At 66.4% G+C, this 20626-nt stretch carries 17 protein-coding genes; 10 read left to right on the top strand and 7 right to left on the bottom strand.

Going from position 1 to position 20626, the window contains the following annotated elements; translation table 11 throughout:
- Nucleotides 1–39: 39 nt before the first annotated feature.
- The gene (rpmF, locus tag E5673_RS00950; protein WP_056054400.1) at nucleotides 40–219 is read right to left on the bottom strand and encodes a 50S ribosomal protein L32; all 180 of its coding nucleotides are present in this window, start codon (nucleotides 217–219) and stop codon (nucleotides 40–42) included.
- 237 nt (nucleotides 220–456) lie between these two features.
- On the opposite strand from rpmF, the gene E5673_RS00945 reads away from it, so the two are divergent.
- On the top strand, nucleotides 457–900 hold the full coding sequence (locus tag E5673_RS00945) for an MAPEG family protein (RefSeq protein WP_136188582.1): 444 nt from the start codon (nucleotides 457–459) through the stop codon (nucleotides 898–900).
- Nucleotides 897–2522: a M28 family metallopeptidase gene (locus tag E5673_RS00940; RefSeq protein WP_136188581.1), complete on the top strand. Its 1626-nt coding sequence runs from the start codon at nucleotides 897–899 to the stop codon at nucleotides 2520–2522. The genes E5673_RS00945 and E5673_RS00940 overlap by 4 nt, the downstream gene beginning before the upstream one ends.
- Before the next feature lie 262 nt (nucleotides 2523–2784).
- On the opposite strand, the gene E5673_RS00935 is transcribed toward E5673_RS00940, so the two are convergent.
- A complete protein-coding gene (locus tag E5673_RS00935; RefSeq protein WP_136188580.1) occupies nucleotides 2785–3462 on the bottom strand; it encodes an MBL fold metallo-hydrolase in 678 nt (225 codons plus the stop codon).
- 80 nt (nucleotides 3463–3542) lie between these two features.
- Here E5673_RS00935 and pabB point away from each other — a divergent pair, with 80 nt between their 5' ends.
- The 4 genes from pabB (at nucleotide 3543) to msrA (ending at nucleotide 7637) form a co-directional block, all read left to right on the top strand.
- Nucleotides 3543–5303, top strand: a complete 1761-nt coding sequence (gene pabB, locus E5673_RS00930) for an aminodeoxychorismate synthase component I (RefSeq protein WP_136188579.1) — start codon at nucleotides 3543–3545, stop codon at nucleotides 5301–5303.
- Nucleotides 5304–5353: 50 nt separating this feature from the next.
- A complete protein-coding gene (locus tag E5673_RS00925) occupies nucleotides 5354–6553 on the top strand; it encodes a pyridoxal phosphate-dependent aminotransferase (RefSeq protein ID WP_136188578.1) in 1200 nt (399 codons plus the stop codon).
- A 210-nt stretch (nucleotides 6554–6763) separates the two neighbouring features.
- Nucleotides 6764–6913 (top strand): hypothetical protein, encoded by a 150-nt coding sequence (locus E5673_RS19515; protein WP_165895481.1) that lies wholly within the window; start codon nucleotides 6764–6766, stop codon nucleotides 6911–6913.
- A 64-nt stretch (nucleotides 6914–6977) separates the two neighbouring features.
- Complete coding sequence (gene msrA / locus E5673_RS00920) at nucleotides 6978–7637, top strand: peptide-methionine (S)-S-oxide reductase MsrA (protein ID WP_136188577.1); 660 nt, start codon at nucleotides 6978–6980, stop codon at nucleotides 7635–7637.
- Nucleotides 7638–7802: 165 nt separating this feature from the next.
- Here the strand turns inward: msrA and pdeM are convergent, their stop codons facing one another.
- The gene (gene pdeM, locus E5673_RS00915) at nucleotides 7803–8465 is read right to left on the bottom strand and encodes a ligase-associated DNA damage response endonuclease PdeM (RefSeq protein ID WP_136188576.1); all 663 of its coding nucleotides are present in this window, start codon (nucleotides 8463–8465) and stop codon (nucleotides 7803–7805) included.
- Between the two features lie 124 nt (nucleotides 8466–8589).
- Between pdeM and E5673_RS00910 the strand changes: the two genes are divergently transcribed.
- Complete coding sequence (locus E5673_RS00910) at nucleotides 8590–10563, top strand: potassium transporter Kup (RefSeq protein ID WP_136188575.1); 1974 nt, start codon at nucleotides 8590–8592, stop codon at nucleotides 10561–10563.
- Between the two features lie 369 nt (nucleotides 10564–10932).
- Here E5673_RS00910 and E5673_RS00905 read toward each other — a convergent pair whose 3' ends face one another.
- From E5673_RS00905 to E5673_RS00895, 3 genes are all read right to left on the bottom strand, one after another.
- Nucleotides 10933–12342 carry a M20/M25/M40 family metallo-hydrolase gene (locus tag E5673_RS00905; RefSeq protein WP_136188574.1) on the bottom strand — a complete coding sequence of 470 codons (1410 nt, stop codon included), beginning with the start codon at nucleotides 12340–12342 and terminating at the stop codon, nucleotides 10933–10935.
- A 59-nt stretch (nucleotides 12343–12401) separates the two neighbouring features.
- Nucleotides 12402–13226, bottom strand: a complete 825-nt coding sequence (locus E5673_RS00900) for an aspartyl protease family protein (RefSeq protein ID WP_247599506.1) — start codon at nucleotides 13224–13226, stop codon at nucleotides 12402–12404.
- 362 nt (nucleotides 13227–13588) lie between these two features.
- Nucleotides 13589–16021: a ligase-associated DNA damage response DEXH box helicase gene (locus E5673_RS00895; protein WP_247599505.1), complete on the bottom strand. Its 2433-nt coding sequence runs from the start codon at nucleotides 16019–16021 to the stop codon at nucleotides 13589–13591.
- A gap of 82 nt (nucleotides 16022–16103) precedes the next feature.
- Between E5673_RS00895 and E5673_RS00890 the strand changes: the two genes are divergently transcribed.
- Nucleotides 16104–16709 carry a hypothetical protein gene (locus tag E5673_RS00890; protein WP_136188571.1) on the top strand — a complete coding sequence of 202 codons (606 nt, stop codon included), beginning with the start codon at nucleotides 16104–16106 and terminating at the stop codon, nucleotides 16707–16709.
- Between the two features lie 91 nt (nucleotides 16710–16800).
- On the opposite strand, the gene lepB is transcribed toward E5673_RS00890, so the two are convergent.
- Complete coding sequence (gene lepB / locus E5673_RS00885) at nucleotides 16801–17604, bottom strand: signal peptidase I (protein ID WP_168711539.1); 804 nt, start codon at nucleotides 17602–17604, stop codon at nucleotides 16801–16803.
- Nucleotides 17605–17836: 232 nt separating this feature from the next.
- Between lepB and E5673_RS00880 the strand changes: the two genes are divergently transcribed.
- A complete protein-coding gene (locus E5673_RS00880; protein ID WP_136188569.1) occupies nucleotides 17837–18835 on the top strand; it encodes a ligase-associated DNA damage response exonuclease in 999 nt (332 codons plus the stop codon).
- A 62-nt stretch (nucleotides 18836–18897) separates the two neighbouring features.
- A complete protein-coding gene (locus tag E5673_RS00875; RefSeq protein WP_247599504.1) occupies nucleotides 18898–20538 on the top strand; it encodes a peptidase S10 in 1641 nt (546 codons plus the stop codon).
- Nucleotides 20539–20626 lie beyond the last annotated feature (88 nt).

Genomic DNA, 20626 nt, shown 5'->3' with positions numbered 1-20626 from the left:
CTTATCCTTCGTTCAAGTTAGAGGTTCCGGACGGAAGCCTCAGCCCTCGATCGAGAGGATTTCGCGACCGTTATAGTGACCGCACGAACCGCACAGGTTGTGCGGACGCTTCAATTCGCCACAGTTGGGGCATTCCTGGAACGACGCGATCGTGAGCGAGTCGTGGCCACGGCGCATGCCGCGCTTGGAGGGCGAGGTTTTTCTTTTGGGGACGGCCATTTCGGCACCTTGTTCAATCTAAAGGTCGGGGCTCCGAGTACGTCCGGACACAGGACACAGGCAACCGACAAGAATGCCGGCCGCCTGAAGCAACCCATGCGGCCTGACGCTCGCGAAGCGTGGCGCTATAGCGATTTCACCCCGCGTTGCAAGCTTCCGCCCCCCACGTTGCAACCCTTGATCTCGAGTGGCAGGGCGTGCGCCTGACAAAAGACCTGATATTCGAGGGGCAACGCCGTGATATTACCCGTAACGCTGACGATCGCCGCGGCTGCCGCCGTCGTCAACCTGTGGCTCGCCTTCCGAATCGTGCCGATGCGCGTGAAGGAAAGCGTGCTGATCGGCGACGACGGCAACCACCGCCTGCAGGCGCGGATGCGCGCGCATGCCAACTTCACCGAATATGCGCCGTTCATCCTGATCCTGATGGGGCTGATCGAGCTCGCCGGTGGATCGACGCTATGGCTGTGGATCGCCGGCGCGGTGTTCGTGATCGCGCGAATCGCTCACGCGTTTGGGATGGACCGGACGACGTCGAGCGTGCCGCGGGCAGGGGGTGCGTTGGCGACCTGGGCGCTGATGGCGGTGCTGGCCGGATGGGCGCTGGCGATCGCATATCAGGCGAACGCGGTGCCGGCCGCGAAGACCTTCCAGGTCGTGCCGTCGGGCGGCCGGGCATGAGCGCGCTTCGCTATCTTACCGCTGCCGCGCTGCTGACCGCGTCGCCTTCAGTGGCGCAAGTTTCGCCAGAGCGGTTGTCCGCCGACGTGAAGACGCTCGCCTCCGACTCGTTCGAGGGCCGTGCGCCCGGAACGCCGGGTGAGACCAAGACGATCGCCTGGCTGATCGCGCAGTTCAAGGCGATGAAGGCGCAACCCGGCGGCCCGAACGGCAGCTGGACGCAACCCGTGCCGCTCGTCCACACCCGGATGGGCGCGGGCACCGTCCGCGCCGGCGACACCGCGCTCGTTCAGGGCCGCGACGTCTATCTCAGCACCGTCCGCGGCGTCGACCGCGTCGCGATCGCCAACGCACCGATGGTGTTCGTCGGTTACGGCGTCAGCGCGCCCGAGCGCGGCTGGGACGACTTCAAGGGCCTCGACCTCAAGGGCAAGGTCGCGGTGTTCCTCGTCAACGATCCCGATTTCGAGGCGGTCGCCGGCGACGATGCGAAGGGCAAGTTCGGTGATCGCCGGATGACCTATTACGGCCGCTGGACGTACAAATACGAGGAAGCCGCGCGACGTGGCGCGGTCGGCGCGCTGATCGTCCACGACACGGCGGGCGCTGGTTACGGCTGGAACACGGTCACCGCCCCTGCCGGCGAGAATTACGATATCGTCCGGAAGGATCCCGAGTCGCGGGTGATGCTCCAGGGATGGCTGGAGGGCGGTGCGGCGACCCGGTTGTTCGCAAGCTCGGGCCTCGATCTGGCGGCGTTGCGCAAGGCGGCGCGGCGGAGCGACTTCCGTCCGGTCGCGCTGAAGCAGGCGTTCACCACCGACCTGCCGGTCAAGCACGACACCGCCGTAAGCCAGAACGTGCTCGCCAAGCTGCCGGGCACCAGGCACGCGGACGAAGTCGTGATGTTCGGCGCGCACTGGGACGCGTACGGCATCGGTGCGCCCGATGCGCAGGGGCGCACCATCCGCCCCGGCGCCAACGACGACGGCCTCGGCGTGGCGGGCGTCCTCGAACTCGCGCGCAACTTCGCCAAGGCCCCCCGCACCGATCGCAGCCTCGTCTTCGCGCTGTGGAGCGGCGAGGAGCGCGGGTTGCTCGGGTCGGAGACCTATGCGGTGAACCCAGTCTATCCGGCCGCCAAGACGGTCGCCAACCTGACGCTGGACATCCTCCAGACGGCAGGCCCTGCCAAGGACGTCATGCTGGTAGGGGCGGGCCAGAACAGTCTTGAGGAGATGCTCAGCGATGCGGCGAAAGCGCAAGGCCGCGTCGTGACGCCGGAAGCGCTCCCCGAACGCGGGCTGTTCTACCGCGCCGACCATTTCTCGGTCGCACGGCGCGGCGTGCCGACGCTGTTGCTGATGGCGATCAGCGGCGCACCCGATCTGGTCAAGGGCGGCCGGACCGCGGGGCAGGCGTGGCTCGACGGCTATATGAAATGCTATCACCAGACGTGTGACGCGTGGGGTGTGGACTGGGATCTGCGCGGCGCGGCGCAGGACGTGGACCTGTTCAAGACGATCGGCACGAAGCTGGCGAACAGCCGGTTGTGGCCGGAATGGCGCGATGGGTCGGAATTCAAGTCTGTGCGGGCTCAGACGGTGGGGGAGCGGCAGTAGAAGGTCGCCTTCACACCCCAGTACCACCCCGGCGAAGGCCGGGGCCCAATTGGAAAGGTTGCTGTAACGGAGCGCCTCATCCGCCAATCACCGTCCCCCAATTGGGCCCCGGCCTTCGCCGGGGTGGAGTGATTGTGATGGACGCGTTTCTTCTTGTTCTCCCGCGAAGGCGGGAGCCCAGGGTTACAGGCACTGCCGCTTGGTACCCTGGACCCCCGCGTTCGCAAGGGAGCAGGAGGTTTCGCGGGGGAACGGTAGCAATCTACCCCGCCAGCGCCCGATCGCTAACGAACATATTCGTCGCCCGCTCATGCGCAAACGTGCTCGCCGGCCCATGCCCCGGAATGAAGCTCGTATCGCTCCCCAGCGGCCACAGCTTCTCGACGATCGACTTCACGAGCGTCTCGTGATTCCCTCCAGGCATGTCCGATCGCCCGACCGACCCCTGGAACAGCACATCCCCCACCTGCGCGAACTTCGACGGCGCGTGGTGGAAGATCACATGCCCCTCGGTATGCCCCGGCGTCTCGTACACATCGAGCACAAGGTCGCCGACCGACACCGTATCACCCTCGACCAGCCACCGGTCGGGCTCGAAATTCACGCCGGAGATCCCGTATTTCGGCCCGCCCTGATCGAGCCGTTGCAACCAGAACCGGTCCGCCTCGTGCGGCCCCTCGATCGGCACGCCGAGATCGTTCGACAGCCGCTTCGCACCGCCGGCATGATCGATATGCCCGTGCGTCAGCAGGATCTTCTCGACCGTGACCCCCGCCTGTTCGACCGCCGCCATGATCCGCGGCAGGTCGCCGCCTGGATCGATCACCGCCGCCTTCATCGTCGCGGTGCACCAGATAATCGTGCAGTTCTGCTGGATCGGCGTGACGGGCACGATGGCAGCACGGAGCGGGGGCGCAGCGCGGAGGGGAGGATTTGTCATGCCCTCGAAATAGGATAGCGCGTCCGTTGGAGCAATCGCCGCTTGCGGTTTGCCTCGCGCTCCGTGCAACAGTCGCGACGATGTGGACCGCGCCCTTCGTTTTGCTCGATGACGCCCGCGAGGGGGGGGCGCCTGCGCGATTGTACCGCGATCCCGTCCGGATCGTCCGCGCCGATACGCTCGCCGAAGTCCGCCCCGCATTCGACGCCCTCCGCGACGCCCGCAAGGAAGGGCTGCACGCCGCCGGCTACCTCACCTACGAAGCCGGCGCCGCCCTCGCGTCGAGGCCGGTCGACGTCCGCACCAAAGGCCCGCTGCTCTGGTTCGGCCTGTTCGCCGACTACCAGACGATAGCGCCCGAAGACGTCGCCGCGTTGCTCCCCGACCCCGCAGGCGCGTGGACCGGCGCACCGCAGCCGCTGATCGACCGCGACACCTACGACGCCAGCCTCGCGCGCGTGCTCGACCTGATCGCGGCGGGCGACATTTACCAGGCCAACCTTACCTTCGCCGCCACCGTCCCGTTCGTCGGCGACCCGCTCGCGCTCTACGCCCGGCTGCGGCGCCAAGCGAAGGCGGGATACGGCGCGCTGATCGACACCGGCGAGACGAGCTTCCTGTCGCTCTCCCCCGAACTCTTCTTTGCGCTCGACGGCGTCACGCTCACCTGCCGCCCGATGAAGGGCACCGCACCGCGAGGCGACACGCCCGATGCTGACCGTGCGCTCGCCGAGGCGCTCGCGTCCGATCCGAAGCAGCGCGCCGAAAACCTCATGATCGTCGACCTGATGCGCAACGACCTGTCACGCGTCGCCACCCAGGTCGCGGTCCCCGACCTGTTCACCGTCGAGACCTATCCGACCGTCCACCAGATGACCTCGACCGTCACTGCGACGCTGAAACCAGACTGCGACGCGGTCGACGTCCTGACCGCGCTGTTCCCCTGCGGATCGATCACCGGCGCCCCGAAACAGCGCGCGATGGAAGTCATCGCCGAAGTCGAGCACGCGCGCGTTCGCGGCATCTACACCGGCGCGATCGGTCGCTTCGACGCGAACGGCGATGCTATCTTCAACGTCGCGATCCGCACATTGGCGATCCAGGACGGCGCGGCGACGATGAGTCTCGGCTCGGGCATCGTCGCCGACAGCGCAGCCGACGCCGAATGGGACGAATGCCACGCGAAGGGCGCGTTCGTCACCGCCGGCCAGCACCGCTTCGATCTGATCGAGACGATGGCGTTCGATCCCGACGACGGCCTGACTCGCCTCGAAGCGCATCTCGCGCGGATGAAGGCGAGCGCCCAGGCCTTGGGCTTCACCTTCGACCGCCACACCGCGCGCAACGAACTCCAGGCCGCCACCTTCCGGTTGCGCGGACCCCGCCGCATCCGCCTGCTGCTCAGTCCGTCCGGCGCGATCGCGATCGAGGCGGCACCGCTCCCGCGCTCGCCTGCGCAAGTTACGGTCGCGATCGTCCCGCTGCCAGTCGCCGCGACCGACTTCCGCCTCCGCCACAAGACAAGCGCCCGCGCCTTCTACGACGACGCGCGGAAAGCCGCCGGGACGTTCGAGGTGGTGTTCGAGGACGTGAATGGCTTCCTCACCGAAGGCAGCTTTACCTCGTTGTTCGTCCGACGTGGCGAACGCCTCGTGACACCGCCGCTACGGCATGGCCTGCTCCCCGGCATTCTCCGTGCCGACCTGCTCGAATCGGGCCGCGCAACCGAGGCGCCCCTGACCCGAGCCGACCTGACCGCCGGGTTCTTCATCGGAAATGCAGTCCGCGGGCTCATTCCCGCCATCGTTACGGTTGCGAATTCGACCGATCGGCGCGTATAGCGCCCGCGAATTCCGCGGCGACGTTCGCGGACAACCGCAAAGGTTACACCATGCACGCATCCGCCGCGCTCGGCCGCATCAGTCCCTCGCCGACGCTCGCGATCACGTCGCGCGTTCTGGAACTGAAGCGCGCAGGCGTCGACGTGATCGGCCTCGGTGCGGGCGAACCCGATTTCGACACGCCGGACTTCGTGAAAGAGGCGGCGATCCAGGCGATCCGCGATGGAAAGACCAAGTACACCAATGTCGACGGCACGATCGAGCTGAAGCAGGCGATCGTCGCCAAGTTCGCGCGCGACAACAACCTCACCTACACCACCGATCAGATCAGCGTGAACGTCGGCGGCAAGCACACCCTGTTCAACGCGATGGTCGCGACGATCGATCCGGGCGACGAAGTCGTCATCCCCGCGCCGTACTGGGTCAGCTATCCCGACGTCGTGCAGTTCGCCGGCGGCGTGCCGGTGATCGTCAAGGCGGGCCCCGAGGTCGGCTACAAGCTCGATCCGGCGGCACTCGACGCGGCGATCACGCCGAAGACCAAGTGGGTGATCCTCAACTCGCCGTCGAACCCGACGGGGGCCGGCTACACGATCGACGAACTGAAGGCGCTCGGCGCGGTTCTGGCGCGGCATCCACACGTCTGGATCTTCGCCGACGATATGTACGAGCACATCGTTTATGATGGCTTCAAGTTCGCGACGATCGCCGAGGCATGCCCCGAGCTGTTCGAGCGCACGCTGACCGTCAACGGCTGCTCGAAGGCCTATGCGATGACCGGCTGGCGGATCGGTTACGGCGCAGGCGCATCGTGGCTGATCAAGGCGATGGCCAAGCTCCAGTCGCAGTCGACCTCGAACCCGTGCTCGATCGCGCAGGCGGCGGCCGTCGCCGCCCTTAACGGCGAACAGTCCTTCCTCGCCGAGCGCAACACCGCGTTCCAGGGCCGCCGCGACCTCGTCGTGTCGATGCTCAACGAGATCGACGGCATGCACTGCCCGACGCCGGAGGGTGCGTTCTACGTATACCCGTCGTTCGCCGAGCTGATCGGCAAGACGACGCCGAACGGCCGCCTGATCGACACCGACGAGGCGATGGTCGGCTATCTGCTCGACGATGCCATGGTGGCCGTCGTCCAGGGCGCCGCGTTCGGCCTCTCGCCGGCGTTCCGGATTAGCTACGCCACCTCGGACGCGTTGCTCCGCGAGGCCTGCTCGCGCATTCAGGCGGCCTGCGCCGCGCTGAAATAACGCCGGCAACATTCGAGACACGCGGCGACATCTTCCGGCAACCCTGCCGGGCGATGCCTGCTGCACGATGAACGCATCGGCCACGGCGCGTTAATCGAGAGTTTCTAAAAACGACATTGTGGTTGACCGGCATCTCTACGACATGCCGGTCCGTAACTGACGCTGACCTATCCGGTCGGCGCCATCACTGGGTTTCATTGGGATCGCATCATGCGCAGCATCGTAAAGTCGAGTTTCTTCTGGCAGTTCAGCGGCGGTTTCGTCCTCGGCGCCATCGGCTTGCTCGCACTCCAGCCCGCCGAAGCCCGCCAGACCTTCGCCAGCCATTTCGAGCACAGCGTCTCCGCCACCGCGCGATAAATGCCCACTTGGTAACTGCAACGATGGCCTAGCGAAGCGCAAGCGCAACCCCATGTATCAAAGCATGAAAAAGCCGCTTCTCGCCACGCTCGCCGCCATCGGTATCGCCGGTGCGTTTATTGCCACCGGCACCGCGCAAGGCGCCCGCGCCGTCGTCATCCCCGCCGTCAAGACAGACCTTCCCGCCGCGCCCGGTATTCAGACCGCGGTACTCGCGGGCGGCTGCTTCTGGACGATGGAAGCGGTGTTCGAGCATGTGAAGGGCGTGAAGGCCGTCACGACCGGCTATGCCGGCGGCACCAAGGCGACCGCGACCTACGACCAGGTCTCCGCCGAGACGACGAAGCATGCCGAAGCCATCAAGATCGCCTACGATCCCCGCGTCGTGAGTTACGGTACGCTGCTCCGCGTCTATTTTTCGATCGCGCATGATCCGACGACGTTGAACCGGCAGGGCCCGGACAGCGGCACCAGCTATCGCTCGGCGATCTTCCCGCAGTCGCCCGCGCAGGCACAGGTCGCGCGGGCTTACATCGCGCAACTCGGTGCCACGCACGCGTTCTCCGGGCCAATCGTGACGAAGCTGGAGACGGGGACGTTCTATCCGGCCGAGGCGTATCACCAGAATTTCTACGACCGAAACCCCACACACCCGTATGTCGTGATGTGGGACAAGCCGAAGGTAGCCGCTTTCCGCGCGGCGTTTCCGACGATTTCTAGCTGAATTCGGTTAGCGGGGCCCCCAGTAGATTACTGGACTTAAGTAGCTTGTTTCCCCGCGAAGGCGGGGACCCAGACTGGGCTCTCGCCTTCGCGGGAGAACAAGGAGGGATGAGGTGATGTTTCGACAGGGAAGTATCGCACCCGCTCCGGGGTGACGATAGGAACCTTAGGCCGCAACCGGAAACCGCAGCATCCGGTCCGCCACCGGCACCATCGCCTCGGCCCCAACCCCAACCGCACGCACGATCTCCGGATGGTCCACGTCCAGCCCGCCCGTCAGCGACCCGAACGCCGGCAGGATCAGTTTCGTCGACGTCGCCACGAAACACCGCCGCGCCACCTGCTTCCCCCGCACGCGCAACCGAAGCTTCGGATGGAAATGCCCCGACAGCTCCGGCCGCGTCTCTGCCCGGTCCGCTTCATGCCGCAGCACCAGTCCATCGACGACCACCTCGTCTACCACCTCCCCGCCACACCGATCGAGGATCGCCGGATCGTGATTGCCCGTGATCCACGTCCACCGCGTCCCGTCGGTCATCGCCCGCAGCATGTCCTGCGCGCGCTGCGGCAGCCGCTCGCACCCGTCGCTATCGTGGAAGCTGTCGCCGAGGCACCAGACTTCGCGCGCGCCCGTTGCCGCGACCAGCGTGGTCAGATCGGCCAGAGTCGCGATCGAATCATACGGCGGCAGCATCTGGCCGCGCTTGGCGAACCAGCTCGCCTTCTCGAAATGCAGGTCGGCGACCAGCAGCGCACGCCGCTCCGGCCAGAACAGCGCGCCTTGCGCCAACGCCAGAAGCGCATGCCCGCCGAACGAAAAGGGAACCATTTCCTCGCCATGCCGGTGCACGCCGTGTGAATCAACCCGCCATAGCCCCAAACCAGCAGGACTTGCGCATGCCCCCAATCGGCGTAAAGCGCGCCGTCCCCTCAGGAGGAGCGCTCTTCGCGCCATGACGTCCGTCGCCGGAACACCCCAAACTGCCGCTGTACCGGAAACGCCTGGCGATCTGTCAGCGGCGCATCTGCATCCGCACCCCGCACTCGCCGCGCTGACCGTCGGCGCGATCGGCGTGGTGTTCGGCGATATCGGCACCAGCCCGCTCTACGCGTTCCGCGAGGCACTCGGCCAGACGTCCGCAGGCGGCATTGATCCGACCGAAATCCTTGGCGTGCTGAGCCTCGCGCTCTGGTCGCTGTTCCTCGTCGTCACCGTCAAATACGTCATCTTCCTGATGCGCGCCGACAACCAAGGCGAGGGCGGGGTACTCGCGCTCGCTGCGCTCGCCCGTCGCGCGCTCGGCATGCGATCGCGGATCGCGATCGTGCTCGGCGCGGCGGGGGCGTCGCTGTTCTACGGCGATGCGATCATCACCCCGGCGCTGTCGGTGCTGTCCGCCATGGAAGGCCTGCGGACGATCCCCAGCGCCGCGCACATCTTCAACGAAGGCGTCGTCCGCGCGCTGACGATCGCCATCCTGATCGGGCTGTTCCTGATCCAGTCGCGCGGCACGGCGCAGGTATCGAAGCTGTTCGGCCCGGTCTGCATCCTCTGGTTCGTGGCGATCGGTGCGCTCGGCATCTGGCATATCGCCGACGAGCCCTCGATCGTCCGCGTGTTCCTGCCGACCTACGGCATCTCGTTCCTCGCCACGCACGGCGTCACCGGGCTGTTCGTGCTCGGCGCGGTGTTCCTGACCGTCACCGGCGCTGAGGCGCTGACCGCCGACATGGGCCATTTCGGCAAGCTGCCGATCCGCATCGGCTGGTTCTTCCTCGTCTTTCCGGCATTGGCGCTCAACTACCTGGGCCAGGGCGCGTTCGCCTTGTCGCGGCTAGAGGATGCGGCGGCGCGGGGCGTGCCGTTCGTCAACCAGGACTGGTTCTTCCTGATGGCGCCCGAGTCGCTGCGTCCGGCGCTGATCATCCTCGCCGGCTTCGCGACCGTCATCGCCAGCCAGGCGGTCATCACCGGCGCGTTCTCGCTGACGCAGCAGGCGATTCAGCTCGGCCTGCTCCCGCGCCTGCGCATCCGCCAGACCTCGGCGGTGTTTGCCGGCCAGATTTACCTGCCCGCGATCAACTGGCTGTTGCTGATCGGCGTGCTGGTGCTCGTGATCCAGTTTAAGACGTCGTCGGCGATGGCCGCCGCGTACGGTATCGCGGTGACCGGCACGATGGTCGTCACCACCTTGCTCGCGTACATCGTCGTCCGGCACCGCTGGAACTGGTCGCGCCCGCTCGCGCTAGCGGCGATCCTGCCGTTCTTGACGCTCGACCTGATCTTCTTCGGCGCGAACATCCTGCGCGTGATCGAGGGTGGCTGGGTACCGCTGGTCATCGCCGCCGCGATCGGGCTGATCATCTTCACCTGGGTGCGTGGCAAGAAGATCGTCAGCGCGTTCGAAAAGCGCCAGAGCATCCCGCTAAGCGATCTGGCCTCGGCGCTGGAAAAGCGTCCGCCCGAGCGCGTGTCGGGGACGGCCGTGTTCCTGACCGGCAACCCGCACGCGACGCCGGGCGCGCTGCTGCATAACCTCAAGCACAACAAGGTGCTCCACGAGCGCAACCTGATCGTCAGCATCCGCACCGCGGATCGTCCATTCGTCGAGGAAGCGTCGCGCGCGAAGGTAGAACGCGTCGACGACAATTTCTCGATCGTCGTGCTGACCTACGGGTTCATGGAATCCCCCGACGTGCCCCGCGATCTCGGCGTCGGCAACAAGACCGAACAGCTCGGGCTCGACCCGATGCGCACCTCGTTCTTCATCGGCCGCAACACGCTGAAACCCGACGCGGAAAAGGGCATGCCGCCCTGGCAGGACCGGATATTCCTGTTCCTGCAACGCAACGCCAGCGATCCCACCGACTTCCTGAAAATCCCCCCCGGCAAGGTGCTAGAACTAGGCGAACAAGTCACCGTCTAAACTCCCTCGCCCCTACGGGGAGAGGGAAGGGGCCCGCGGCACTTGCCGTGGGAAGGGAGAGGGGCGTTGGGATGCGTCGTCTCGAGCCCCAAGCCCCTCTCCCTTCCGTCGCCTAAGGCTCCTCCCTCCCTCTCCCCGAAGGGGCGAGGGAAGGCCTCGTTACCCAGCGAACGCCTTCACCAACCCGAACAGATAATCCCGGCTAACAAAACTCCCTCGCCCCTCCGGGGAGAGGGAAGGGGCCCGCGGCGCTTGCCGTGGGAAGGGAGAGGGGCGTTGGGAGTCACCGTCCCGAGCTTCACGCCCCTCTCCCTTCCGTCGCCTAAGGCTCCTCCCTCCCTCTCCCCGAAGGGGAGAGGGAAAGGACGTTCACCCAGCAAACGCCTTCACCAGATCGAAGAGGTAGTCGCGGCCGTCATACAGGGAATTCACACGAATTCGCTCGTTGAGGCCGTGGATGCCGCCCATGTCCTTGTCGATGAAGACGCCCGGCGCGCCGTAGACCGGGATCCCGATCGCCTCGAAGAAGATGCCGTCGGTCGCCCCGGTCGACATCAGTGGGAGAATCGGCAGGCCGGGGAAGTGCTTCGCCGCCACCTTGGTCACCGGCCCCATGATCTTCGGGTCGAGCGTCGGCGGGATCGCGGTGGGCCGCACCGGCTGGTTCGCCGTCACCGTCACCTTCGCCCCCGCCAGTTCCTTCAGCTTGGCGAGCGTTCCCTCCACCGTCTCGCCCGGAAAGATCCGGCAGTTGATGTTCGCGGTCGCGCGCTGCGGCAACGCGTTCTCCGCGTGACCCGCGTTCAGCAACGTCGCCACGCAGGTCGTGCGCAACGTGGAGTGCATCGCCTTGTCGCGACTGACGATCGCATCCGCCGCCTTGTCCTCCGGATTGGCGAGCAGCTTCGTGATCGCATCCCCCATTTCGCCCGGCATCGCCTTCGCGCTGGCCGCGAAGAACGCCTTGGTCGTGTCGGTGAACTTCACTGGGAACTCGTAGCCCTGGACGGCCTTCACCGCATCGGCGAGCTCGTAGATCGCGTTCTCGGGGATCGGCTGCGAGCTGTGCCCGCCCGGGTTGGTGGCGAGGAACGTGTAGTTCTGCGCCGCCTTCTCGCCGACCTGGATCGCCAGCAGCTGGCGCTTGCCATTGTCGTCGATCCGCCCGCCGCCGCCCTCGTTCAACGCGAACTCCGCCGCGATCAGGTCGGGCCTCGACTTCGCCAGATACTGCGCGCCGTTCCACGCGAAGGTCGTCTCCTCGCCGCAGGTCAGCGCCAGCTTGATCGTCCGCTTCGGCTTGTACTCGCTCGTCTTGAAGCGGATCATTGCGTCGGACCAGATCGCCGCCTGAGCCTTGTCGTCGACGGTGCCGCGCGCGTAGTAATAGCCGCCTTCCTCGATCAGCTTGAACGGATCGCGCACCCAATCCTCGCGCTTGGCCTCGACCACGTCGAGATGCGCGAGCAGCAGCATCGGCTTGATCGACGCGTCCGACCCCTTCAGCACCGCGACCAGCCCGCCGTCCTTCGGGTGCTCGGGCACCGAGAAATAGGTTATGTCGGCATCGGCATAGCCCGCGGTCTTCAGACGCGCCCCGATCTGTGCCGCGGCCTGCGTGCAACTGCCCGCGGACAGAGTCGTGTTGGTCTCGACCAGCTCTTTGTAGAGCCCGAGGAACGCCTTCTGGTCGGGCCGCGACTGCGCCTGTGCGGAAAGCGCCGTTGTCACGGGGGTCGTCAGGATTGCCGCCGTGAGTAGCCAGCCAGTTGCGCGCATCGTCATCCCCTTTTTCGTTTTCGGCGGGAGAGTTGCAGCGAACGCACCAGGACGCAACCTCAGCGGCGCAGCTCGCCACGACGGCGCGTCTCGCGCGGCAAGGTGAGCCGTACCTCGCGGTTGGCAAAGTCGATGTCGACGCGGCGGAACAGTTGCAGCACGTCCATCCCGAGCAGCATCGCGGGCCGCTCGGCAAGGCCGAACAGGCGGAAAGGCGGTGCGTCGACTGCGGTGAACGCCACGGGCAGGTCGCCAAGCGTCAGGCTGCCGATCGTGACGCGGTCGATCGTCGTATAGTCGGCGATCACGGTCTCGCCAGTGACCCCGGTCAGCGACACGGGCTGCGACGCCCCCGCGCTGCCCAGCCCCTTGCGCGTCACCTTCCGGCGGAGCGCGGCATTGGCCATGCTGACCGAGGTGCCGGTGTCGAGGATCACGCGGATGCGGATGCCGTTGCAATAGGCGTCGGTGACGACGAGCTGCCCGAACAGGCTGCGCGCCCGGATGACGATCTCGTCGGGCCCGGCGCGCTCGCGGCTCTGCCGTTTGCGCGAGGGTGTGACGGTCATCGTGTTGGTGTCGAAGTCGATTCCTACCGCGTGGGCCTGCAACGCATCGATTCCGAGCAGCCCGCGCGCGCCGAGATTGATCGCGCTGATCGCCGGCGCCTCGATCGCCGCGCTGCCGATCACGCTGACCTTCAGCGAGGGGATGACGACGGTGCCGATGGCGCTCGATCCGGTCATGCCGGTCACGCGGACGATGCGCCCCGGCGCCAAGCCTAGCGTTGCTGCGAGTTCGCGCGCGATGACGGTCCGTTGGGCGCCAGTATCGACGACGAACGCGAACGGTCCTGCGCCGGCGATCGTGACCGGCACCGTCATCCGGGCCTGGTCGTCACCGAACAGAAGCGTGGCGGGGTCTGGTTCTGCTGCCGATGCTGCGCTGGGCGAAGGTGCAGCATTATCGCGTGGAGAGGCTGCGTCCTGAGCGCTAGCCTGGGCGGCAATGGCTAGCAGTAGAGGGGCTAGCCACCTGCGCATGCTGCAAATGCTGCGCCTGATTTGGTGGATACGCAACGGTCGTTGTTAGGAACGGACGACGCTATAAACCGTACCACCCCGGCGGAGGCCGGGGCCCAATTGGGGGACGTTGCTAATGGAGGGCAGTGCTCCGTTACGACCACCTTTCCAATTGGGCCCCGGCCTTCGCCGGGGTGGTGCCGTTTCAGCGGGGTGAGGCGCCCTCAATCCGGCCGCATAGCATCCGCGATCATCGCCTCCGCCTCGATCAACAACGCGTCGTCCGAACTGTTCGTCGAGATCTTCTCGCGCCCGATCAGCGTCAGCACCGGCACCGCGAGCGGCGTGACCCGCTCCAGATCGACATGCACCATCGTCGCCGCCGCACGGTCGAGCAGCGACGCCAAACGCCCGACATCGGTCATCCGCGCGCGCGCATCCGCCCACGCCGCTTCCAGCAGCAGATGCGTCGGCTCGTATTTGCGCAGCACGTCGTAGATCAGGTCGGTCGAGAACGTCACCTGTTTACCGGTCTTGCGCTTGCCCGGATGCTGCCGCTCGACCAGCCCGCCGATCACCGCGACCTCGCGGAACGCGCGTTTGAGCAGATGCGATTGCTGCACCCATTCGACGAACTCATGCTCGAGGATATCCGCCGAGAACAGCGACGCCGGGTCGGTGATCTTCTCCAGCCCGTACACCGCCAGCGCATAATCATTGGCGACGAAGCCGAGCGGTTTCAGCCCCTGCGTCTCCATCCGCCGCGTGATCAGCATGCCGAGCGACTGGTGTGCGTTCCACCCCTCGAAACTGTACGCGACCATGTAGTGCCGCCCCTCGCGCGGGAACGTCTCGACCAGCAGCTGGCCGGGCTCGGGCATGACCGAGCGATACGCCTGCATCTCCAGCCATTCGCGCACGTCGTCGGGGAAGCGCGCCCAGTCGCCGGGATGCGCGAGGAACCCGCGAACGCGGTCGGCAAGGTTGGTCGACAGCGGCATCCGGCTGCCGCCATAGGTCGGAATCCGCGCGGGTTTCGATGTCGCGCGCACGACTAGGTCCTCGAGGTCGATCTTCATCACCTCGAGGCTGAGCCCTGCGAAGAAGAACGTATCGCCGTGGCTCAACTGCGCCGCGAATGCCTCCTCGACGCGGCCGAGCACGCGGCCATTGCCGAACCGCACGTTGAGCATCGTCGCCTCGACGATGATGCCCGCGTTCAGCCGATGCTGGCCGATGAATTTCGGATGGCTGACCCGCCACGTCCCGTCCGCATCCTTCGTGAGCCGCTTGAACCGGTCATACGCCTTCAGCGAATAGCCGCCGTCGCTGATGAAGTGCAGCACCCGTTCGAACGTCTCGGTCGGTAGCGCGGAATAGGGGAGCGCCGAGCGGATCTCGTCGAGCAGATCCGCCTCGCGAAACGGCGCCGCGCATGCGCACGCCATCACGTGCTGCGCCAGCACGTCGAGCGCACCGACGCGGAAGATATCCGCATCGAGCTCGCCCGCCTCGACCGCGTCGAGCGCCGCGCGCGCCTCCAGATATTCGAAGCGGTTTCCCGGCACGACGATCGCCTGCGACGATTCGTCGAGCCGGTGGTTGGCGCGCCCGATCCGCTGCAACAGTCGCGACGATCCCTTCGGCGCGCCCATCTGGATCACGCAATCGACATTGCCCCAGTCGACCCCAAGATCGAGGCTGGACGTCGCGACCAGCGCGCGGAGTTTGCCCTCGGCCATCGCGTTCTCGACTTTTCGCCGCGCCTCCTTGGCGAGGCTGCCGTGGTGGACGCCGATCGGGAGGTTGCCCGAGTTCACCTTCCAAAGATCCTGGAAGATGAGCTCAGCCAAGCTGCGCGTGTTGCAGAACACGATCGAGGTCTCGTGCGCCTCGATCTCCGCCATCACCTGCGCGGCGGCATAGCGGCCCGAATGTCCCGACCATGGCACGCGGCCCTCGGGCAGCAGGATCGCGATGTTGGGATCGGCGCCCGCCTCGCCGCGGATCATCGCGACCTGGTCGATGTCGCCGTCGGGCGCGAGCCACGCGCGGTAGCCGTCCGCATCCGCGACCGTCGCCGACAGCGCAACGCGGCGCATCCCCGGCGAGATCGTCTGCAACCGCGCCATGCACAGCGACAACAGGTCGCCGCGCTTGCCGGTCGCGAACGCGTGCACCTCGTCGACGACGATCGTGCGGAGGTTCTCGAACATCGTGATGCTGTCGGGATAGCTCAGCAAGAGCGACAGGGACTCTGGGGTCGTCAGCAGGATCTGCGGTGGCTTGACCCGTTGCCGCGCCTTGCGGTCCGACGGCGTATCGCCGGTCCGCGTTTCGACGCGAATATCGACGCCCATCTCGTCGATCGGCGTCAGCAGGTTGCGCTGCACGTCGACCGCAAGCGCCTTCAGCGGCGAGACGTACAGCGTGTGGAGCCCGTTGGTCGGCGCCTCGATCAGCTCGGCGAGCGTCGGCAGGAACCCCGCGAGCGTCTTCCCCGCCCCGGTCGCCGCCACCAGCAGTGCGTGATGCCCAGCACGGCCTTCCGCCAGCATCTCCAGCTGATGCCGCCGCGGCCGCCACCCGCGCGTCGCGAACCAGTTTTCGAGGGGAGGGGGGAGGTCGCTCACGGCCTGTTCACGCATCATCGTCATATGGGGGCGTTGCGCCGCACCGCTATGGACGCGGCGCAAACGGCCGGCACACTGCCAAGGCTCTCTTTATGAAAGACGATCGGTGACGCTTCTTCGCTTCTTGCTGCCACTGCCACTGCTCGCTTTTCTTCCCTTCGCCAACGCCAGCGCCGCGACCAAGTCCTTCCTCGGGGCAGGCGGTATGGTCCGGCTGTCCTACCCGTCTGCGCTCACCCCCACGCGCAACTTCGCCGGCCGCGCCCTTATGAACGCCGGTTGGCGCCAGGTCTGGGACGGCAGCCCGGTCGGTCGCGGGGTCGGCATCGTCCGCTTCTGGCAGGTCGCCAAGCCGAGCGACGGCCAGGGCCAGGTCACAGAAATGGTGCAGGTCGGTTTCAGCCGCAGCGCCGCGGTCGTCGCGACCTGCGGCACCGCGGGGCTGAAGTCGGGAAGCGGTCGGCGCCTGCCCAACCGGATGCTCGGCGGCCACCGCTGGACGGTCTATGCCAACGGCGACGCGGGGATGAGCCAACAGGTCAACGCAACGAACCTGCGCACCGTCGTCGACGGCACCTGCTACGCGATCGACCGCGTCACCTACGCGGTTAAGGCGGCAGCAGCGCCGGCACGCAACGCGCCGACCCAGGCGGTAGCCGCAGCCCAGATGGACGCGATCGTCGCGACGATTAAAATAGGCCGCCGCCGCTAATCCGGCGCCCGTCGCTGGGATCCGAAACCGGCGGCATTCCGCAGGTACTTCCGCTTCGGAGTACGGGAGCAAGCTCGGGGGCTCGTACCGTCTAGCGGTCGAGCCGATCGCCGATCTTCGCGCGATTGCTGCTCCAATACAGGTACATAGCGCGGCCGATGATCGTCGTCGTCGGCACCATCCCGACGCCCTGTTGCTCGAGCGGCACGCGACTGTCTGCGGAGCGATCGCGATTGTCGCCGAGCACGAAGAGATGGCCCGGCGGGACGGTGACCTCGCTCGCGTCGTCGAACAGCGACGCATCCGTGTCCAATATGCGATGGCTGGATCGCTCGCCCAGCAGGCGTTCCGTCAGGATCGTCGCAGGATGTCGGCCTTCGATATCGTCGACCATCACCCTGCCTTCGGTGTGCTGCGCGACCGGGACCCCATTCACGATCGGCAGGCCAGCGCGCATCGCGATCCTGTCGCCCGCGATCGCCGCGATCCGACTGACCCGGACGCTGTCGGCCGCCTGGAAGACGATCACGTCGCCGCGTTTCGGTGGCCCATGCCAGCGCATGTCGACGACGAACTTGTCACCGCTGCCGATCGTCGGCGCCATGCTGTCGGACGGTGCGAAGAACGGCTTGTAGAAATGGTGCATCATCGGCGGCACGCGTTCCCAAAGGCCCAGCACGACCACGACGATCAGCGCCAGCGCATACCAGCGAGACCACCAAGGTTTGGGGCCGCGAAGCCTGCTTTTGCGCCATGTGAGCATGATCGGCACGACGTAAACGGCACCAAGCAACGCGATGACCAGCACCAGCGCCGCTACCGCGACACCGTAACCTGAGATGGGAATGTGCCCCAACCCGAACGTCACGAGTGCGGCGAGTGCGAACTGCGCCATGAAAGTCAGCGCCGCGCCGCGCCGCGCCGATCGCCGACGCGGATCAGCCCGAGTCCGGGCAAGATCAGGTTGAGCGCGGCGACGCCGACCCGTGCTGGCACGCTTCGCCGGTCGACCGGGTTTTCTATCGTATCGTTTATGCGACATCCCCCCGGTGAGCGCGCGCATCGTACGGGACACTGGGCGCGAGACAATGCTGGCACCGCACGCCCGGTTCACGCGTAGTACTGGCATGGCAAAACTCGGCGACTGGCTCGAACCGCATCCGCACGGCATCCTCGTCAAGCCGATCGACGCGTGGATCGACCCCTCGATCCCCACAGCCAAGGCACTCGTTACGCACGGCCATGCCGATCATGCCCGCGGTGGCCACGAGGCCGTTTGGGCCACGCCTGAGACGCTCGCGATCATGGATGCGCGCTATGGCCCGCAAGCCGGCAACCCGGTCGCATATGGCGAGACGATCCGCATGGGAGAGGTGGACATCGGCTTCGTGCCTGCCGGTCACGTCCTCGGCTCCGCACAGATCGTGCTCGACTATCGCGGCGAACGGATCGTCGTCTCGGGCGATTACAAACGCCGCTCGGACCCGACCTGCACCCCGTTCGAACCCGTCAAATGCGACGTCTTCATCACCGAAGCCACGTTCGGCCTGCCGGTTTTCCGCCACCCCGACACCGGCGACGAGATCGACAAGCTGATCGCCGCCCTCCACGCCAACCCCGATCGCTGCGTCGTCGTCGGCGCCTACGCGCTCGGCAAGGCGCAACGCGTGATCGCCGAACTCCGCGAACGCGGGCATGAAGCGCCGATCTACATCCACGGCGCGTTGCAACGTCTCTGCGACCTGTATGCCGAGCACGGCGTCAGGCTCGGCGAACTCCTCCCTGTCGCCGATGCGAAGAAGGCGGACATGGCGGGGCATGTCGTGATGTGCCCGCCCGGCGCGCTCAACGATCGCTGGTCGCGGCGGCTGCCCGATCCGATCACCGCGATGGCCAGCGGCTGGATGCGTGTCCGGGGCCGTGCGCGCCAGAAGAACGTCGAACTGCCGCTGATCCTCAGCGATCATGCCGACTGGGACGAACTGATCGCTACGCTCACCGAGATCGCGCCCCGCGAGGTATGGGTCACGCACGGCCGCGAGGACGCGCTGGTCCACTGGTGCATGACCCGCCAGATCAAGGCACGCGCGCTCGCGCTGGTGGGGTTCGAGGACGAGGACGACTGAGCCCTTGCGCTTTGTGGAGGCTGCGGCAGGATAGGGTATCGCTTCTGTCGCAAGGATATCCCGTGGCCCGTTCGACCAAGTTCGCCGCTCTGTTGCTGCTCGCGCTTTCCACCACCGCCGTCGCGCAGGACGCGCCGAAGAAGGACAAGTCCGAGACCAACGCCGACCGGATGAAGGCCGAGGCGGAGGCGGACTACGCCAACGCTCCCATCGCCGAGCAGGAGGTCAAGTCGAAGGGGCGCGTCACCGTCGGCGGCAAGTCGCTCGGCTATACCGCGACTGTCGGCACGCTGACGCTGCGCGATACCGAGGGCAAGCCGACCGCCAGCCTGTTCTACACCGGCTACACGCTCGACGGCGTGAAGCCCGGCACCAAACGCCCAGTGACGTTCTTCTACAATGGTGGGCCGGGCTCACCCAGTTTCTGGCTGCACATGGGCTCGTTCGCGCCGGTTCGGCTGCGCACGGCCAACCCCGAATACATCAAGCCCGCGCCGTACGATTTTGGTCCCAATCCCGACACGTTGCTCGACAAGACCGACATGGTGTTCATCGACGCAGTCGGCACCGGGTATTCGCGGCCGCTCGGCGATACCAAGCCCTCCGCGTTCTACGGCGTTGACGAGGATGCCGACGCGTTCGCCAAGGGCATCCTGCGCTACGCTACCAAGTACGGTCGCTGGAACAGCCCGAAGTTCCTGTTCGGCGAAAGCTACGGCACCACGCGCTCGGGTGCGCTCGCATACCAGTTGCAGGATCGCGGGATGGCGCTCAACGGCGTCGTGCTGCTGTCGTCGATCATGAATTATGGATACAGGCAGCCTGGGCTCGACGAGATCTACCTCAACTATCTGCCGAGCTATGCGGCGAGCGCGTGGTACCATAACCGCCTCCAGAACCGCCCTGCCGACGTCGCCACCACGGTCGCCGAAGCGCGTGCATTCGCGACCGGGCCGTACGCGGCGGCGCTGTCGAAGGGGCAGACGATCTCGGATGCGGAGCGCGATGCGGTCGCCAACCGGATGAGCCAGCTGATCGGCATCTCGCCCGACTTCATCAAGCGCGCCAACCTGCGCATCGATCTCGCCCGCTTCCAGAAGGAACTGTTGCGCGATCAGCGGCTGACGCTCGGCCGGTTCGACTCGCGCTACACCGGCGTCGACAGCGATGCGGCGGGCGAGCGGCCCGAGGCCGATGCGTCGGACACCGCGATCGCCGGCGCGTTCATCGCCACGTTCAACGATTACGTGACGCACACGCTCGGCTACAAGACCGAGATGCCGTACCGCCTCAGCGCGCGTGACGCGCCCGGCTGGACGTGGAACTGGAAGCACGATGCGCCGGGTCGTGGCGGCCAGTCGCAGAACAACCCGAATACCGCGGTCGACCTCGCCGCGGCGATGCGTGAGAATCCGTATCTCAACGTGCTGTCGATGAACGGCTATTACGACATGGCGACGCCATTCTTCGGGACGGAGAACGATCTCGGGCACATGATGCTCGACCCGTCACGGCAGCGGAACCTGGCGTTTCGCTATTATCCCGCGGGGCACATGACGTATCTCAACCCCGAGGCGCTGCACCAGATGAAGGCGGACCTGGCGCGCTGGTATGATCAGGCGATCGGCGAGGCGCGTAGCGCAACGCCACCGGGTGGCGCGAGCGTGTCGGGGGCGGGGGACTCGGGGCAGGTTCCGAACTGAGCCATTCCTGAGTACGCCACCCCGGCGAAGGCCGGGGCCCAGTTGGGAAACGTAGCTGAGGGATGTTGCGCGTCGTTACTTAGGACCC

Source organism: Sphingomonas sp. PAMC26645 (assembly GCF_004795835.1).
Lineage (GTDB): Bacteria > Pseudomonadota > Alphaproteobacteria > Sphingomonadales > Sphingomonadaceae > Sphingomonas.
Note: the sequence above shows the minus strand (reverse complement) of the source record. Positions and strands in the feature narration are given on the sequence as shown.

Coding starts and splice junctions, on each gene's coding strand:
- E5673_RS00895 (WP_247599505.1), bottom strand. CDS start 16,021: ATGACGATGATGCGTGAACAGGCCGTGAGCGACCTCCCCCCTCCCCTC.
- E5673_RS00940 (WP_136188581.1), top strand. CDS start 897: ATGAGCGCGCTTCGCTATCTTACCGCTGCCGCGCTGCTGACCGCGTCG.
- E5673_RS00925 (WP_136188578.1), top strand. CDS start 5,354: ATGCACGCATCCGCCGCGCTCGGCCGCATCAGTCCCTCGCCGACGCTC.
- E5673_RS19515 (WP_165895481.1), top strand. CDS start 6,764: ATGCGCAGCATCGTAAAGTCGAGTTTCTTCTGGCAGTTCAGCGGCGGT.
- E5673_RS00935 (WP_136188580.1), bottom strand. CDS start 3,462: ATGACAAATCCTCCCCTCCGCGCTGCGCCCCCGCTCCGTGCTGCCATC.
- rpmF (WP_056054400.1), bottom strand. CDS start 219: ATGGCCGTCCCCAAAAGAAAAACCTCGCCCTCCAAGCGCGGCATGCGC.
- lepB (WP_168711539.1), bottom strand. CDS start 17,604: ATGGCGCAGTTCGCACTCGCCGCACTCGTGACGTTCGGGTTGGGGCAC.
- pabB (WP_136188579.1), top strand. CDS start 3,543: ATGTGGACCGCGCCCTTCGTTTTGCTCGATGACGCCCGCGAGGGGGGG.
- msrA (WP_136188577.1), top strand. CDS start 6,978: ATGAAAAAGCCGCTTCTCGCCACGCTCGCCGCCATCGGTATCGCCGGT.
- E5673_RS00905 (WP_136188574.1), bottom strand. CDS start 12,342: ATGCGCGCAACTGGCTGGCTACTCACGGCGGCAATCCTGACGACCCCC.
- E5673_RS00880 (WP_136188569.1), top strand. CDS start 17,837: ATGGCAAAACTCGGCGACTGGCTCGAACCGCATCCGCACGGCATCCTC.
- E5673_RS00910 (WP_136188575.1), top strand. CDS start 8,590: ATGACGTCCGTCGCCGGAACACCCCAAACTGCCGCTGTACCGGAAACG.
- pdeM (WP_136188576.1), bottom strand. CDS start 8,465: ATGGTTCCCTTTTCGTTCGGCGGGCATGCGCTTCTGGCGTTGGCGCAA.
- E5673_RS00900 (WP_247599506.1), bottom strand. CDS start 13,226: ATGACGGTGCCGGTCACGATCGCCGGCGCAGGACCGTTCGCGTTCGTC.